Source organism: Paenibacillus sp. V4I7 (assembly GCF_030817275.1).
GTDB lineage: Bacteria > Bacillota > Bacilli > Paenibacillales > NBRC-103111 > Paenibacillus_E.
This window is the reverse complement of record NZ_JAUSZD010000002.1, coordinates 358,521-373,532: the sequence shown is the minus strand read 5'-3', so window position 1 is coordinate 373,532 and position 15,012 is coordinate 358,521. Positions and strand designations below refer to the sequence as shown.

15 protein-coding genes and 1 pseudogene are annotated in these 15,012 nt (G+C 46.7%); 3 read left to right on the top strand and 13 right to left on the bottom strand.

Going from position 1 to position 15,012, the window contains the following annotated elements; translation table 11 throughout:
• Nucleotides 1–52 precede the first annotated feature (52 nt).
• Nucleotides 53–517 carry a DUF559 domain-containing protein gene (locus QFZ80_RS02905; RefSeq protein ID WP_307557159.1) on the top strand — a complete coding sequence of 155 codons (465 nt, stop codon included), beginning with the start codon at nucleotides 53–55 and terminating at the stop codon, nucleotides 515–517.
• A 378-nt stretch (nucleotides 518–895) separates the two neighbouring features.
• Here QFZ80_RS02905 and QFZ80_RS02900 read toward each other — a convergent pair whose 3' ends face one another.
• Genes QFZ80_RS02900 through QFZ80_RS02865 form a run of 8 tightly spaced genes read right to left on the bottom strand, consistent with a single transcriptional unit; the run spans nucleotide 896 to nucleotide 9,278 of the window.
• A complete protein-coding gene (locus QFZ80_RS02900) occupies nucleotides 896–1,927 on the bottom strand; it encodes a zinc-dependent alcohol dehydrogenase (RefSeq protein WP_307557157.1) in 1,032 nt (343 codons plus the stop codon).
• Between the two features lie 43 nt (nucleotides 1,928–1,970).
• Nucleotides 1,971–2,963: a hydroxyacid dehydrogenase gene (locus tag QFZ80_RS02895; RefSeq protein WP_307557155.1), complete on the bottom strand. Its 993-nt coding sequence runs from the start codon at nucleotides 2,961–2,963 to the stop codon at nucleotides 1,971–1,973.
• Between the two features lie 32 nt (nucleotides 2,964–2,995).
• Nucleotides 2,996–4,024, bottom strand: coding sequence for a Gfo/Idh/MocA family protein (locus QFZ80_RS02890; RefSeq protein WP_307557153.1), 1,029 nt, complete (start codon nucleotides 4,022–4,024; stop codon nucleotides 2,996–2,998).
• A gap of 24 nt (nucleotides 4,025–4,048) precedes the next feature.
• Nucleotides 4,049–5,584: a type 2 periplasmic-binding domain-containing protein gene (locus tag QFZ80_RS02885; protein ID WP_307549071.1), complete on the bottom strand. Its 1,536-nt coding sequence runs from the start codon at nucleotides 5,582–5,584 to the stop codon at nucleotides 4,049–4,051.
• Between the two features lie 29 nt (nucleotides 5,585–5,613).
• Entirely contained in the window at nucleotides 5,614–6,495 is an 882-nt protein-coding gene (locus QFZ80_RS02880) for a carbohydrate ABC transporter permease (protein WP_307557150.1), read from the bottom strand.
• Nucleotides 6,496–6,528: 33 nt separating this feature from the next.
• A complete protein-coding gene (locus QFZ80_RS02875) occupies nucleotides 6,529–7,494 on the bottom strand; it encodes an ABC transporter permease (RefSeq protein WP_307549074.1) in 966 nt (321 codons plus the stop codon).
• Nucleotides 7,495–7,511: 17 nt separating this feature from the next.
• Complete coding sequence (locus QFZ80_RS02870; RefSeq protein ID WP_307549075.1) at nucleotides 7,512–8,309, bottom strand: sugar phosphate isomerase/epimerase family protein; 798 nt, start codon at nucleotides 8,307–8,309, stop codon at nucleotides 7,512–7,514.
• 30 nt (nucleotides 8,310–8,339) lie between these two features.
• Nucleotides 8,340–9,278, bottom strand: a complete 939-nt coding sequence (locus tag QFZ80_RS02865; RefSeq protein WP_307557148.1) for a sugar phosphate isomerase/epimerase family protein — start codon at nucleotides 9,276–9,278, stop codon at nucleotides 8,340–8,342.
• 243 nt (nucleotides 9,279–9,521) lie between these two features.
• Here QFZ80_RS02865 and QFZ80_RS02860 point away from each other — a divergent pair, with 243 nt between their 5' ends.
• Nucleotides 9,522–10,727, top strand: a complete 1,206-nt coding sequence (locus QFZ80_RS02860; protein WP_307557146.1) for an ROK family protein — start codon at nucleotides 9,522–9,524, stop codon at nucleotides 10,725–10,727.
• A gap of 101 nt (nucleotides 10,728–10,828) precedes the next feature.
• Nucleotides 10,829–11,089: a stage V sporulation protein S gene (locus QFZ80_RS02855; RefSeq protein WP_307557144.1), complete on the top strand. Its 261-nt coding sequence runs from the start codon at nucleotides 10,829–10,831 to the stop codon at nucleotides 11,087–11,089.
• 155 nt (nucleotides 11,090–11,244) lie between these two features.
• Here the strand turns inward: QFZ80_RS02855 and QFZ80_RS02850 are convergent, their stop codons facing one another.
• From QFZ80_RS02850 to QFZ80_RS02835, 5 genes and pseudogenes are all read right to left on the bottom strand, one after another.
• The gene (locus QFZ80_RS02850; RefSeq protein ID WP_307549083.1) at nucleotides 11,245–12,207 is read right to left on the bottom strand and encodes a bile acid:sodium symporter family protein; all 963 of its coding nucleotides are present in this window, start codon (nucleotides 12,205–12,207) and stop codon (nucleotides 11,245–11,247) included.
• Between the two features lie 85 nt (nucleotides 12,208–12,292).
• Nucleotides 12,293–12,544, bottom strand: a complete 252-nt coding sequence (locus QFZ80_RS39305) for an aldo/keto reductase (protein WP_483874709.1) — start codon at nucleotides 12,542–12,544, stop codon at nucleotides 12,293–12,295.
• Nucleotides 12,538–12,822 (bottom strand): annotated as a pseudogene (locus QFZ80_RS39300) (aldo/keto reductase); the annotation flags it as partial. The pseudogene QFZ80_RS39300 and the gene QFZ80_RS39305, both read right to left, overlap by 7 nt.
• A gap of 12 nt (nucleotides 12,823–12,834) precedes the next feature.
• Entirely contained in the window at nucleotides 12,835–14,640 is a 1,806-nt protein-coding gene (locus QFZ80_RS02840; RefSeq protein ID WP_307557142.1) for a glycoside hydrolase family 36 protein, read from the bottom strand.
• Nucleotides 14,637–15,011, bottom strand: a complete 375-nt coding sequence (locus QFZ80_RS02835; RefSeq protein ID WP_307549086.1) for a cupin domain-containing protein — start codon at nucleotides 15,009–15,011, stop codon at nucleotides 14,637–14,639. Before QFZ80_RS02835 ends, QFZ80_RS02840 begins: the two co-directional genes overlap by 4 nt.
• Between the last annotated feature and the right edge of the window lies 1 nt (nucleotide 15,012).

The window sequence follows — 15,012 nt, the reverse complement described above, 5'->3', positions numbered from 1 at the left end:
TTTTCTTCATGCCGAATATCAGATTTCGGACTTTAAGGATGGTGATCGATATTTGGACTTCGCTTATATTCGCGGGAATCACTTGGTCTGTATAGAAATTGATGGCTACAAGGCGCACCATAAGGATATTAATCGTTGGCAGTTTGCAGACCAGTTAACTCGTCAAAACCGTCTCATTCTGGATGGGTGGAAGGTGCTCCGCTTCGCCTATGATGAAATGAAAGAAAAGCCACGTCGATGTCAGCAATTGATCCTCCAAATGATGGGCAGCTGGTTTGGCGAGGAGTATTTGGGTCCAGCGTTAACACTGGAAGAAAAAGAAATTCTGAGAATCGCCGGACAAACGGGTGAACCCCTCCTGCCAAAAACCATCTCCAAGCGTCTGCACATTAGCAGAAACCATGCCGTTAAACTTCTGCGCAAGCTTGCTCAGATGGAGCTATTACAACCTACTTCCGGTACTATACGTATTCGCTCTTACAAGCTATCTGGCACACACCGAGCCCTCTACGGATAGTGTTTTATCTATGAATGAATAAGCAAGCTAATCTCGCTTATCCATTCTAATTCATTGGCACCTCGTGAGATAAGACCACAGCACATGCTTATTATCTGCACAACGTTACATTCTAGGGCCCATTAGCAAACAATAAACAAACCTAGCTTGCTTATGCAATCATATCAGGGGCTATTAAGACAAATAAGCAACTTCAATTGCCTTACTAACTTAATGAACTCCGTAAATGGGGCCCAAAGAGGATTTTGCATGCATGGTATACGAGTTCCCTCCCCAAACCGAGATGCTTTGCTTACCCAAAACACGAAACATATAAATTCTTATTCTTCAAAAAATAAACCGCCCTAAGGAGGTTTCCTTATGGCGGTTTGTCTTGTACTATTTGACTTCGCAGTCAATCATGACGTGAATGGTATCACCTTTATGTTCATTCCTCAATTGGAATGCCCGGGCGACTTCCGCGAGGGGAACGACGTGAGTAATCATTTCCTCGGTGTTAACTAATCCGTCAAGGACCAGCCGCAGCCCTTCATCGAAGTAGCGTCGGTTGTCGATGTCCCGTTTAGGTTCCGTGGAAAGGATATCCAACCGTTTTTTGTGAACCTTGAAGAAATCAACTGGCTTATGACAGGTACCGATGCAGCCGTACATCACAATACGTCCGTTCTGCGCTGCTGCGTTAATAGCGTCTACCATCCCCGCTCCCTCCAGAAGACAAGGAATGACCACGTCAAAGCCATCTGGGAAGTCTGCTCCAACAATATCCATGGTATCCGCATGCTCATGAGGGATTTTATAAGTATGTGTGGCGCCATATTTGCGAGCAAGCGCCAGTTTTTCGTCAAACAGATCCGTTACGACCAAATTTCTCGGGCTAAACATATTGATCACTTGAGTCATCACTAGACCACTGACGCCTTGCCCAGTGATCAGTACGTTCTTATTAGGGGAAATGTCCCCGAGTTCTGCTGCATGGATGATGCCCGGAAGCACTTCAATCAGCGAACCCTCGATTAACGGCAGGTCTTTGGGCAGAACCTTAAGAGAAAACGGGGTGCAGCATACATATTCGGCAAACGCGCCCCAAACATACCGCAAAGCCACATGATCGCCTTCCTTGACACCAATCACATTAGGGCCGATCTTATCAATAATCCCTGCAACTTCATGTCCCAGCCTGGTAGGGTACGAAATAAATTCTGGCTCGCGCGCACCACGAAATACCTCAACGTCACTTCCACAAATACCGACCCACTTGACCTTGACACGTACTTCGCCTTCCTTGGGTTCCGGAATCAAAGCTCGTCTAACACTAATCTCTCCGATAGCGTCCATAACCGCACACATCTGCGTTCCGGGACCATCATAATCTACCAATTCCATAGGAGGAACGGACATTTTTCTAACCATTCTGAGTATTTCTCCTTCCGATATAAAAGGACTCTGCGACCTGTTAGGCCATAACTTCCCACATTTTCTCGTTTACTTCATACGTCGTCTTTTCTTCCCGCTGGCTTCTGATGATATCTTCGACCACTTCCTCCATCAGCGCAAGATGGCCTTGTACCGAGGCTCCGGCAATATGGGGAGATAGAAGTACATTCGGCAGCGACCGAATAGGATGATCCACAGCAAGAGGCTCCTTCTCAAACACATCAAGTGCAGCAAAGAATCTTCCGCTTTGAAGCCCTTCCATAAATGCCTGCTCATCTACCACAGGGCCTCTGGAAGAGTTAATGAAGACCGCACCATCCGGAATAAGTGCCAACAATTCACGGGTTAGCATTCTTTCGGTAGCGGGAAGCTTTGGTGCGTGCACCGAAATGACAGGGCAGCCCATTACTTCCTCTAGTGTGGCCCTCTTAGCATTCAACCGGGCTGCTGCTTCATCCGTCAAATAGGGGTCGTAAATGATAACATTGACTTGAAACGGCGCAAGCAGCTTGATAAAAGCGCGAGCCGTAGAGCTGGCTGAAATGATGCCGACCGTGCTGCCGGTAAGCTCCCTTCCCTTCAAACCAGCAATCTTCCATTTCCCTTCCCTCATCGTGGAATCGAAAGCAGGCAAATACCGCAGAGAGGCAAGCAGCGCCGCCAAGCAATATTCCCCTACACTTAGCGCGATCCTTGGAGCTGCAGAGAATACTTTAACTCCTCGAGAGAAAATCTGCTTCGGAACAAGGTTCTTCACCGTTCCGGCCGCATGGCCAATGGCTCTAAGCTTGACGGCCTTCTCTAGCATGTCGTCGGTCAGACTGGGGGAGCCCCAACTGGAAATGATCACTTCCGCATCCGCAACCAGCACTGAAAGCTCATCCTGTGTATAGTCGCGTCCTGTCTCATTCCACACCGGCTCGAAATGTTCATTTATTTTCGCACGGCAGGCCTCCGAACATACTTCGTCCAAACGAGATTGCGGTGAAAGCACCAAGGTTTTTAACTTCATTACAAAAGTCCTCCTTCGTTTTCCCTCAAGGATTAAAGCTGAACAACCTGACCGGTCCGCATCGATTCAAAGCAACCATCGATGACCCTCATCACCTGGATGATTTCCCGGCCTGAAGCCAGAGGTTGACGTCCCTCTCGTATGGCGTCGGTAAATTCCTCAAGCTGCCATGTGAAATTAGAGAAAGTGGTTTCACAGGTTTCCAGCTTCTCTCCATTCAAACTAAGCTCATATTCGTCTTTCAGATGCAGCAAGCCGTTCGACCCGATTAAATATCGGTCGTAAATGCTGTTCTGCGTAGACCATATACGCTTTCCTGTAAGACCAACTTCATCCGTCGGGCGGCAGCCCGCATTGAACGACATCCACACATTCGCCATCCGGCCTTCCCCAAAATTCATGGAAATGGCGACTTCATCTTCCCCCGTCCAATTCGGGTTGTTGGAATGTCCCTGCGCATAGACCGAATGGGGGGCTCTGCCGTAAGCCCACTGAATATAGTCAAGAATATGGCTTCCCCAAAGCGGAATAATAAATCCGCCGATTTTAGATTCGTCCTTCCACCAATCTGCTGCCGGCTTATCCATATGCGCCAGAAGCAATGCGTTGATATTGATCAAATTGCCGATAGCATTCTCTCTCACCTGACGGATCGATTCCATTACCGGTTTATAAAAACGGCGGCTTTGCCCGATCATTAAGGTGACGTTATTTGCTTCCGCAGCCTCTGCCATCTCCTCTGCTTCCTGCACATTCATCGCCATAGGCTTTTCAACCAGCACATGCTTGCCGGCATGAAGCGCCTTAATCGAATATTCCGCGTGAATATCATGCGGCAGAAGCAGCAGGAAAGCGTCGATATCCGGATCATTAACCGCGTCATCATAGGAAGTATAGGTTTTCACCCCTTCCCACTTTTCGGCTTCCTGCTGCAGTTTACTTTCATCACGAGATATAAGGGCAACCAATTCAATTTGTTCAGCCAGCTCTCGTACTGCCGGAAGATGGGACTTCGATACGCGTCCCAATCCGACAACGGCCAATCGCAATTTTTGCAGCATGGACTCTCGACTCCTTTTCTCTATTTACTTACCGTTCTTTCTGTCCTGATAGGCTTGGTTGAACTCGTCGGTCATCTTCATGTAATTGGCATCCGCTTTGAACGTTTTGACCATAGTATCCCATGATTCGATCGGTTCTTTACCCATGATCACTTTAACTTTCATATCGTCCATCTTCTTCTTATAGTCCGGTCCCATTTTCAAATCGACGTCGGACAACAGACCGATCGATACATCTGCTACCCCATAATTTGCTCGATCGTCAATAATTTTCTTGTTACGCTCGAAGGTTGCTTTTGGCATACCTACGCGGTAGGCCCACAGGTATGGATCGAATCTTTCGAAGATTTTGCCGAATGAGCTTTGCGATACACTGTCTTTGACTGCTTGCTCAGTAGCCGTTTTGAAGCCGTCTACCACCTTGAAGTGGATATCCTTAAGACCGTAGCAGGCCAATTCAAAGCCTTCCTCGGATGCGCCGTAATCCATCAAAGCCAGGATTTTCTTCATTTTGGCTTCAGGGACTTTTTTCGGGATCACGTATAGCCCGCCAAATCCGGAACCGGTATGAACCATTTTACCTGCCGGGCTTTCAAGATACGTCATAGCCACAAAATCGGCTTTCGGATCCAGCTTTTGTGCACCTTCCGTAGAACGGAAAACACCTTCCGTGGTATCCATTTGGACACCGACTTTGCCCGCTTTCGCCATGTTTTCAAAGTCGGTTGTTTTCATAGCAATGAAATCTTCAGGCATTATTTTATCCTTGTACATCTTGTTTAGATAAATAAGTCCGTCTCTTGTTCCCTGTTCCAGATCGGTGTCAACCAGCTTTCCGCCCGCTTCTTTCCATTTACCGTTACTTTTATTGAAAATATCGATCACTTTTTCCCAGTTCTTGCCGTTATAACCATACGTGTCAGCCTTGCCGTTCTTGTCGGGATCTTTCTCAACAAATGCTTTTAATGCCGTATGGAACTCATCCATGGTATGCGGCATCTTCAGCCCTACATTATCCAGCCAATCTTGGCGGATATTGAAGAAGCTGCTTCCATGGAGCGGACGTACCGACGGCAGGATGTATTGTTTGCCATTCACTTTGACACTGTCCATAATTTCTTTCGGATAAGCCGATAAATTTTTATAATCCTTCAGATAAGGCGTCAAATCCCAAAACGCACCTTGCTTAATCATGTTGATCGCCTGCGTTTGTTTCATGTCCTTGATCTTCATCAAATCAGGCATATCGCCCGAAGCCAACATAACGTTTTGCTTCTCTTCCCATGCGTTTGGAGATGCCCAAGTAATATTCAACTTGGTATTCGTGCGCTTCTCGAATTCCTTCGTAACCGGATTATCAGCTGCCGGAGGTTCCGGTGTGCTAAACTCCGTGAAAATGCTGATTTCCGTTGGTTTACCGCCGTCAGCAGTACTAGCTGTTCCTGTTGTTGAAACTGGCGCAGCACCGCCGGAACAAGCCGACAGGACCGATGCTACCATGATGAATGCTAACGATGTTGGCGCTGATTTACATGTAATAAACCCCTTCTTTTCTTTCATATTAACCCTCCTCATTCATTTTAAAAAGATTATCCTTTCACCGAGCCCAGCATGACACCTTTGGCAAAATGCTTTTGCAGGAACGGATAAACACACAGGATTGGAAGCGTCGCTATGACGACAGCAGCCATTTTTAAAGTTTCGGTAGGGATATTTTGTTCTGCCATCATTTCCGCTGCAGCTGATCCCCCCGCTTGAGTCGACGAGTCGATCAACATATTGCGCAGCACGAGCTGAAGCGGCCACTTGGCATGATCATTGATGTATAATACCGCACTAAAGAATGTGTTCCAGTAAGCCACTGCGTAAAATAATCCGAAAGCGGCAAGTGCGGGAAGTGACAGTGGAAGGACGATCCGAAAGAAAACTCCGATATCCGTTGATCCGTCGATGATAGCGGATTCCTCCAACTCAACCGGAATGCTGTCGAAGAAGCTTTTCATCAAGATGACGTACCACCCGCTGGTCAGCACCGGTAAAATCAATGACCAGATGCTGTTAATCAATCCCAAATCGCGAACCAGCAAGTAAGGCGGGATCAACCCCGGACTGAACAAAAGTGTGATAAGAATCAATAGCATGATTAGTCTTCTACCCTGCAACCGCTTACGGGATAAACCATATGCGAGTGCAGCTGTTATCACCAGGCTGAGTGCGGTTCCGACAGTAGCTAGAAAACCACTGATCATCGTTGCGCTTTGAAAAGCCGACGTAGACAACAAATATTTGTAAGAATCCAATGTCCATTTTTCTGGAAATAAGATATATCCTTGCTTCTGGATGTACTCTGCCGGATCCGTAAATGAAACGACAAACACATAATAAAGCGGAAAAAGTGTAATGATCGCTATAATGCCAAGCACAATGATATTCGCCGTATCAAATATGCGGTCTCCTATGCTTCGTTTCATTATTCTCACCCCGTTTCCGAAATTTAGCGGTGATTAATACACGCCTTCTTCGCCAAAACGTTTTGCCAGCTTATTGGCTGCAATAACAAGAATGAATCCGACCACGGATTTGAATAAACCGACGGCGGTACTAAAACTGAATTGTCCCTGCTGAATACCCAGACGATAAACGTAAGTTTCAAATACATCCGCGACATTGGACACTGCGCCGTTCATCATCAAAAATACTTGTTCAAATCCAACGTCCATAATGTGGCCGAGCCTCAATATGAACAAAACGACAATGACACTGCGGATTGCTGGCAGCGTTACGTGCCAGGCTTGCCGTATACGGTTGGCTCCATCCATTTTTGCCGCTTCATACTGCTGAGGATCCACGCCTGCGATAGCGGCAAGAAAAATGATCGTTCCCCATCCGGCTTCCTTCCAGACGTTCTGGACGGTAAGCATTATCCAGAAATTATTTTGGTTCGTTAAAAAGTCATATTTGGCAGCCCCTAAACTGACTAGCATCTTATTGACAATCCCCGACGACTGCGACAACAACAAGAAGGTAATCCCTGCGATAATAACCCACGAAAGAAAGTGCGGCATATACACGATCGATTGGATCCACTTTTTGTAGATTGCATTGCGCAGTTCGTTCAATAAAAGTGACAGTAAGATCGGCAGCGGGAAAAAGAACACCAGGCTCAGCAAGCTGATAGCCATCGTATTTCGAAACAGCAGGTAGAAGTCTTGGTTTGAAAAAAAGCGGATAAAATGGTCAAAGCCAACCCACTGACTTCCCGTTACACCTAAGTATGGTGAGTAATCTTGGAAAGCGATGACGACTCCCCACATTGGAACATATTTGAATATCAGAAAAAACAACACGCCAGGAGCAATCAACAAATAAAGAAATTTGTCTCGTCTAAGTCCGTGCATCACATGCTTCCATCTGCTTTGCGGTGCGGTTTTTGCGAGACTGCCCACATACAACTCACTCTGAGCTGCCATGGTACTGCACCTCCTTTTTACTTAAAAAGCGATTTCGCATAAGCAAGATCTTCGGCAATGTAGCGGTCTTTATTGTCCAAATCCGTGTACTCTGCAGTCAAACAAACAATACCGGCATAATTCCGTTCTTTCACATAGTTAGCAATCCGTGGCCAGTGGGCCATTCCGTGCCGACCGGTCGTAAAATGACGCTTCCACTCGGCTATTTCGGCTTCGGGTCCGTTTCCTCGAATAAAAAAACCGTTCTTCAAATTCACCATAGCAAGGTGGGACCAAACGATGTCCAATCCATATTCGGGTTGCTGTCCCGCGAATGCATCGTGCGCCGCATCCCAGACTACGCCGACATGGCCCGGGCTGAGGTTATCCATCAACCGCATAATGCCATTGGAATCGATGATAAATTTTCCATAATGCTGCTGGACGCCAACCTTCACGCCATACTTCTGGCAAAGCGGAACAAGCTCTTCCAACTTCCGCTTGGTCCGTTCTTCCGTGGCCTTATAGCCGTCCTGATCAATGTTGACCATGATCCGGATAAGCGGTACTCCAGCCTCCGCACATGCTGCGAAAATCGATTCATCTGTTGAAGCGGCAACGCTGTATATGTTGACCCCTTGTTCACCGAGCTGCTTAGCGAATTCCGGCAGCTTTTTCCCGACGGTTTCAGGCTCAACCTGAAACCCGGCACGCACGGGAAGCTCGATGCCGTCAAAGCCGATACCGCTTACAAAGCGGGCCAGCTCGAGAGCCGATTTATCTTTCCAATGCTTAACAAAGAGTGAAAAAGAAAATGGCTTCTCCGAATTTTCCACAGTAGCGTTACACTCCCTCAGTCGAACTTTTTATACGTTGACATTAGATTTGGTGATACTTAACAATTGCTGCACATCCTTGTAACATTGCTGCGCCAATACGGTATGTACAGGAAGATCGGAGCCAGGCTTGCTAACACTTTCAACAGTAAGGTAGCCGCTGTACCCGATTTGCTCCAGCCCCCGGAACACTTCGTACCAGTCGATGCCGCCTTGATTAATAAGCCGGTGACAAAAATATTGTTCTTCCTGTTTGCCCTGTTTAGGTATGACCCTGTGATATCGACCGATATGCGGCACATAATCACTATATTCGAAGGCCCAAGGATACTGGTTTCCTTTCAATGCCACAATGTCTTTGATATGAACATTAAAGAGGTATGGCTTTAAGCGTTTAATGGTTTCTATCCCATAATAAGTCGGTACCTGATACAAGTTGACCGGATCCATGATCAGCCCTACATTACTTCGCCCTACCGCTTCAACAAAAGCGATTGACGAATCCGCAGTATCACATAGTGTTCCATGGTGCATTTCAATAACCGCTCGGATATTACGTTTGCTTGCGGCATCGGCACAGAGTTGAAACCACTTCACAGCTTTCGCAAAATCATCCTTGGAAACCTCATCGGAATGCTGGAATCCTGGATTCAATCTCATCATGCCGCATCCGATCGTTGATGCAAAATGGAGATAACGCTCCCATTTCAGAGCCTCAGCATTATTTTCCTCCTCTGTATTACAGGCGAAATTCCCTACAAACAGAGACAGATTAATAGGTGTTAGACGATAGCCTTCAAGCAACTCTTTAATTTGCTCCGCCCGCTCTTGCGGAATAAGACCATCTTTCAATTCACCAACACCACGAATCTCAACACCCTCATAACCAATCGCAGCCGCATCTTTCAAAAAGTGCTCGATTGTAGAATCATCATACATATTGCCGCCTAAGACGATCATCGCTTTCATCCTTTCTCCTCCGTAATAGCGCTTTCATTAATATGAGGATATCATAATTCAAAACCAATACTTACGTCAATATTTAAATTAAGTATTAATTTTATATGAAATTTATAGTGAAACATGTCTATATTAAGTAAAAATACATTGAACTTTGTTCTAATTTTTATTAAAGTGAGTACATTACCATTATAATTATAGGTTCAGGTATAATCGATTTAATCACATAATGATATAGCGACGGTGAAGTTCATGATAATTCCTAACAAAAGTGATCAAAAGGGCAGCAAAACCAGTATCATTCAAGCCTTGCGCATGCATGGATCCATGCCTCGGATTAAATTAACCAAAGTTACGGAACTGAGCAGGGCTACCATCTCTTCAACGATTTCCGAGCTAATGGATTGGAATCTTGTCAAAGAAACGGAAAAAGCCCCATCCACGGGGGGACGTCCAGCTATTTCTCTAGAGCTTGTCCCAGGATCCCATGGCATTATGGGTGCCGACTTAGATAATCAAGTATGGACGCTAGGTGTGTTTGATTTACTTGGCAATGTCTTGCATATGACGAAAATACCAGTCAGCTCGTCCCAACCCGAGACAGCGATACAGGAGTTGACTGATCAAACCTCAAAGTTTGTTAAGGAATTGGACATAGAGGTCATCAAATTGTTCGGTCTGGGGGTACCCGGTCTTGTCGATACGAGACGAGGTATTATTAGGAGCGCATCCGATTTGGGCTGGTCTAACGTGGACATCGAGGAAATGGTAAGCAAAAAGCTTGGTTGGCCCACCGTGGCCATAAACAGGCATCGCGCCCGCGGGCTTGCCGAATGCCGATTCGGTTCAGGAAGCGGCTACAAGCATATGATTTATGTCGGGGTCGGCTCCGGCATAGCTGCCGGAATCTTTAATGATCGGCAGTTGGTATCCGGTTCGTTCGGCGGAGCTGGTGAGCTCGGGCATATTACGGTTGAACCTGACGGACCCGTATGTCCTTGTGGGAATAACGGTTGTTTGCACCTCTATTCTACAGCTTCAGCAATCGAACAGGAAGCCCGCAGACAGCTTCGCTCCGGACAAGAGGAAAGTTTGCTTAACGGTGTGGTACAAGGAAACGACCTTCAACTTCTCCAGGCAAGGGATGTCTGCTTGGCCGCAGATCAGGGCGATGAATTAGCGATACGCGTTATTAATCATGCCGCCACTTATCTCGGCATTGCTTTGGCTAATCTGGTCAATTTGCTGAACCCCGAGGCTATCATTCTTGGAGGATCCATCCCCAGCATGTGCAGCACCTATGTACAAACCGCTACTAGAGTTATGAAGCAGCGGTCCATGATGGCCCTTTCTGCCGGAATAGCGGTAGACACCGCCGTATTGCCTGAAATTGGCGGAGCACTCGGTGCAATCAATTTTGCGCTAGACCGGCATTTTTCTTTTACAATGATTCAGTAAATAAACTTTGAAGTCTGGCAGTTTTGATTTCATGTATGATGAACAATCCCTCGGAATATGATTAATACTGTATCATTCATCATTCCCAGGGAGGTCCTATAATGGAAGTGCTAAAAGTCGCAGCAAAATCCAATCCTAATTCTGTTGCCGGTGCGCTTGCAGGCGTATTACGTGAACGTGGAAAAGCAGAACTCCAGGCGATTGGTGCAGGAGCTTTAAACCAAGCAGTAAAAGCAGTAGCCATTGCACGAGGATTTGTAGCTCCGAGCGGTGTTGATTTGATTTGCATACCCGCTTTTACCGATATAATCATTGAGGGGGAGGAACGTACAGCGATTAAATTAATCGTAGAACCAAGGTAAAGTTAAGAGATGAATAATCATAACCCCCTGTCCAAATAATTTTGGATAGGGGCTTTTCAATACGGAAGGTAAAAAGGAGCCTGCCACCGTATTTCAGTGGCAACTCCTTTTCGTTTTTGTGGATTTCTATATCTCTTTAAGTGAAGCCTCATTTTTTAGGCTGCTTTGGCTGTATGACCATTCAAACCATACCTTTTAGCCAAACGCTGCCCGTATAAAGCCGCTAGGATTTGTTGAAACAGCATACCCGCGACAACCGGAAGCGCAACAGGCGGTGGAAAAAAGCTGATAGCGAGCACTGCACCCGCACTCAAGTTTCGCATCCCCGAATTGAAGGTGAGGGCAATTGTGACTTCACGGTCCCATCTCATCATCCGGGACACAAGCCATCCTGCCAAATAACCGATGGTTGCACATGCGAAAGAAACAGCAATGATTTTCACCAACTGACCGTTCATATCTTTCAAATAGGGAGCTATCACCGATGAATTAATCGCGACAACCACAAAAAGTCCTATTTTTGAAAAAGGCGCCAACCGCGGCCCCCAGGTTGTTTTAATTCTGCCTTTCGTCCATTGATTAAGCAGCATGCCAATCAGAGAAGGGATCACAACCATTAAGAATAACCCACTCATAATATCCCATGGATCCATATGCACCTTAGCTCCAACGATGAGTGAGAGGCTAAGCGGCACAATCAATGGAGATAGGAGCGTGTCCAGTAGAATGAGCGCCAAAGTGAGCGCTATATTCCCACCGTATATGGTAACCCACACCAAGCTGACAACTCCCGTAGGAATAACAAACAGGAGCACAAATCCAGTCTGTGTCAAATCATCACCCGGGAAAAATATCGAACCGGCCCCCCATCCCAGTATCGGCATCGCAAGATGCAGAATGATAAAGTTGGCTATAATCGGCAGCGGATGCATCATCACCCTACGTAGATCCTTAAAATTAGAACCAATGCTTCCGGCAAACGTCATTACAGCAAATATCCATGGCACTAGAAAGCTAAGTTGATGCAGCCAAGCTGAGCAAATTAACCCAACAATAACAGCAGATGGCGTTATAAAAGGCATCGCTTTTTCGAGTATTTTATTCAATCGGATTAACATAGACAACCCTCTTCTGCCTTTAGTAATGAGGCTTTCCTATCGCTCCGTATACTTCGCTTCCCAGTAAAGCAATCCCTGCAATACTTCAACTACCAAGAATTAGATCAATAAGATCCAATTCTTCCTGAGTGAAATTAGGCTGCTTCAAGGCTGCCACATTATCGTCAAGCTGACTCACTTTACTTGCCCCAATTAATGCGGAGGTAACATATCCCTTGCGAAGAACCCAGACTAAAGCCATTTGGGCAAGGCTTTGCCCACGCTCATTAGCAAGTTTATTCAGAAGTCGCGACTTTGCGATCTTTTCCTCGGTGATATCCTCAGGCCTTAGGAACACATCAGCTCGTCACGGTACGGATGAAGATCCTTCTTCAGAATTTGTCCGAACGTTTCCTCCGCAGACCCTGCCGATGGACCATAGTTATTCGCAAGATCGAAATGGGTAATTCCCAAATCAAATGCATGGCGCGCTAGGGCCCTGCTGTTCTCGAATACATCAACGCTTCCGAAATTATGCCATAATCCAAAAGAAATCGGAGGCAGCTTAAGGCCGCTCTTTCCGCTTCGATGATACGGCATTTCTGCATATCTTCCTTCATTAGCTAAATAGTTCATCGATGATCCCTCCTAGTGTACGTGCGATGATTTGTGGTTCTGCAAAATAGAGATAGCTGCGAGGCCCGAGGGCGGAATCGCAAGCTTATGAATGCCTGACGTCAGCATGGTAGACAGTTCCTCTACAATGTCTCCGCAGCAATTTTTAATAATCACTTTCGCTGCCCCAACTTCACCAGTAACCTCTACATAGAGTCCGTCCTGTCTTCTGCCGTTCACCACGATCCACTGGGAAACTAGCGTTGATGCATCTATAGGCACAATTTGCTCATGATAAGCGACAATAATCCCTCTATCCTCTTTAACAGCACGGACTAGCGGATACAATAGTTCCGGATTCATAGGCTCAATCGGGCCGTCCAACAGAAGATCACGGTTCTCCTTCCAGAAGGATAGCCAGTATTCGAGCATCCTCAACTGATTAGAAGGCAGCTTATCCAAGAGGACCGATACTTGAGGCACCGAAAACAGACAATTAATGATCTGTAAGGCTGCGCTTTCCACGGGTTCCTCCGGATGCCACATGATCATATCCGCATGAGCAGCCGTATCTCCGCAAATCAGCCTGATATCCAACGTACGCACTCGGTTCTGGATGCTGTCGTTCGGACAATCGGCTGCACGGAACATATTGCCGTATTTGCGCATGGCAGGACCGATATACATCTGGCGGAATTCAATCATGATATTGGGATTCAATTCTCTCAATCTGCCGATAGAGTCTGTCAATAGACGGTCAACGGCTTCCGGTATGGACTCATAATCTTTGCCGGGGGTGGTTGAGGGAAGCTGAAGTTCAGGCGAATAGAACGTATCAATGAAATCAAGCTTGAAGCCGTCCAAGCCCCATTCTTTCACTGCATCTTCATATTTATTTATGATATACTCTCGGACATCAGGGTATCTCGGATCGAGCACCGCTGCCCCATGATTTTCATTAAATCGCAGAATCTTATCTTTGAACCGATCCCACACCTTACTGTATTTACCGATAAAAGGTACCGAGTACCAGAGGATAAATTTCATACCTAACTCATGAACCGCATCAACATGCCGCTTCATATCGGGGAACTTACCCTCATAAGTCTCCCAATCGCCACAGTAAGCATACCCCCTGCGATTATCTTCCGTCTGCCAGCCATCGTCCACAATGACAGCTTCCATCCCCAACTTCTTGGCCAAACGGCACTGCTCTTCGATATGGGTGTCTGTTACATTCTGATGCATACTGTACCAGGTCGAATACATCGGTTCCTTGGCAGCCGCAGGAACGAACGCCGGACGATATTCCGGCATGGCGCTCCACCACTTTTGAACGCCCTGAAGGCTTTCATAATAAGGAATATCTCTCGTATCTACGAGAAGCTTGGCTTCATAAGAAGTGAAAGGCGACGTCGTTTCTGTAAACAATTGAACGCGGCAATGGAAATCAGCCGTTTCCTCGCTGATGCCTCCCGAGTAGTGCACCGTGTTAAGTGCATCCGAGTAAGCAAATGTCAGTCTATTGCGACCCACGCTATTAAACAAGGCGTAAACCGGAGCCGACGCAGCCGCGTTGGAACGTAATGTGCGCATCCAGTCGGCCTTGAAGCTCTTATTCCGGTCCTGGGCAGGATGCCAGCTGCCCTGAATATCACAAGCAGGATGCGACCAACCGAGCGTAAAGACGGGAGGCATCAGCGCCTCCACCGCTTCCAATCGCAGCGTGATGAGATCGATGCCCTCCTGCATTTTTTCCGTAAACAACGTGACGGTAAACCCATGATCCTCACCCGATAAAGTAAATGCATGGGTATCCGTGCTTATGATTTTGTTCATACTGCGTCCTCCTGCTGTTGATTCTTATGACGATTCGGGCCTGCATGGCACCACACGGTGACAATCGGGTCGTCCTCACTCGAATTGAGGTGATGATCCTCACCTGGTTCAACAATCACGATATCCCCGGTTGTCACCGGAATATGCTCCCCGTTTATTTCCATCGTTCCAGTTCCCTGCAAAATAATGAAGGCTTCACAATCTCCGTGGACATGATAATCCCTTCCATCCGGTCCGTCGTTTGTATGACTGCGCTCTCCCCGTTTCGCGAAAGATAGACCGCCTGAAGATAAATAAGTACCTGGTAGAACATCCTGCAAAATATGGCTGTTCCTCTTATCCTGCAAATCGCTCAAACGCAGCTTTCTCATC